The sequence below is a fragment of the Gordonia sesuvii genome, from assembly GCF_036350415.1.
Lineage (GTDB): Bacteria > Actinomycetota > Actinomycetes > Mycobacteriales > Mycobacteriaceae > Gordonia > Gordonia sesuvii.
On sequence record NZ_JAZDUF010000022.1, the window covers coordinates 1 to 1,047 of the forward strand.

Sequence of the window (1,047 nt, forward strand, 5' to 3'; positions counted from 1 at the left end):
GTGCAGGCCCTCCGCCATCGGGCCACCTCCCCGTGTCGTCCCCGCGAACAGCGTGGTCCGGCGGGGCGCACACCGGGCAGGGCCGGGCCGCCCGTCCCGGCGGGGCATCGGTCATGGCCGGTACGGGACCTTCGGTACTGCTCCGTGCCGGGCGCGACGGACACCGTGGTGGTACGGCCCCGCGGGGCGGCACCACGAGGAGGACCCCATGATCTCGACCATCGACGGGCTCCCGCCGGGCATCGACGGCGTCCGCGTGTCCGGCACCGTGACCCGTGCCGACTACGACGACGTCGTCGCACCGCTGGTCGCGGCGGCGGCGGCCACCGGTCGACGGCTGCGGGTGGTCGCGGTGCTCGACAGCTCCTTCACCGGCATCACCCCCGACGCGGTGTGGGAGGACCTCGAGCTCGGCATGCGCGCGCTGCCGCTGTTCGACGGGTGCGCGGTCGTCAGCGACCGGGAGTCCGTCCGGATCGCCTGCCGCGTCGCGGCCGTCGTGGCGCCGTACTCGCTGGCGGTGTTCCCCGAGGCGCAGCAGGACAGCGCCGTGAGCTGGCTGGTGGGCCTGCCGGCCGCCGGGTTCGCGATCGACCTGCGCCCGGACGACGGCATCGCGGTCGTGCGCGTCGACCGCCCGCTGCGGGCCGCCGACTTCGACCGGCTGACCCGGGAGATCGAGTCCTGGAGCGCCGCCCACGGTGAGCTCGGCGGGCTGGTGCTGGTGGCGCCCTCGTTCCCGGGCTGGGAGAACGTCGAGGGCATGGTCCGGCACGTCACGTTCCTGCTCGAGGAGCACCGGCGCGTGCACCGGATCGCGCTCGCCGTCGACGGACTGCTCCCCACCGTGGCCCCGGCCCTGGCCGGAGCGGTGCTGCACCCGGCCGTGACGCACGTCGCCCACCGCGACGTCGAGGCCGCGATCGCCTGGGCGGCTGCCGGGAAGCCGGCCGCGGTGGAGTCCGGACACCCGGTGAGCACCGAGCCGGCCGGGATCCGGGAGACCCACGCCGGTCTGGTCGTTCTCGCCGGGGACCGGGCGTACAA

Annotated in this window: 1 protein-coding gene; it reads left to right on the top strand. The window is 75.7% G+C overall.

The window, feature by feature from the left end; genetic code table 11:
- Positions 1-208: 208 nt before the first annotated feature.
- The coding region (locus VZC37_RS24665; protein WP_330437426.1) for a SpoIIAA family protein at positions 209-1,047 on the top strand (839 nt) is incomplete at its 3' end.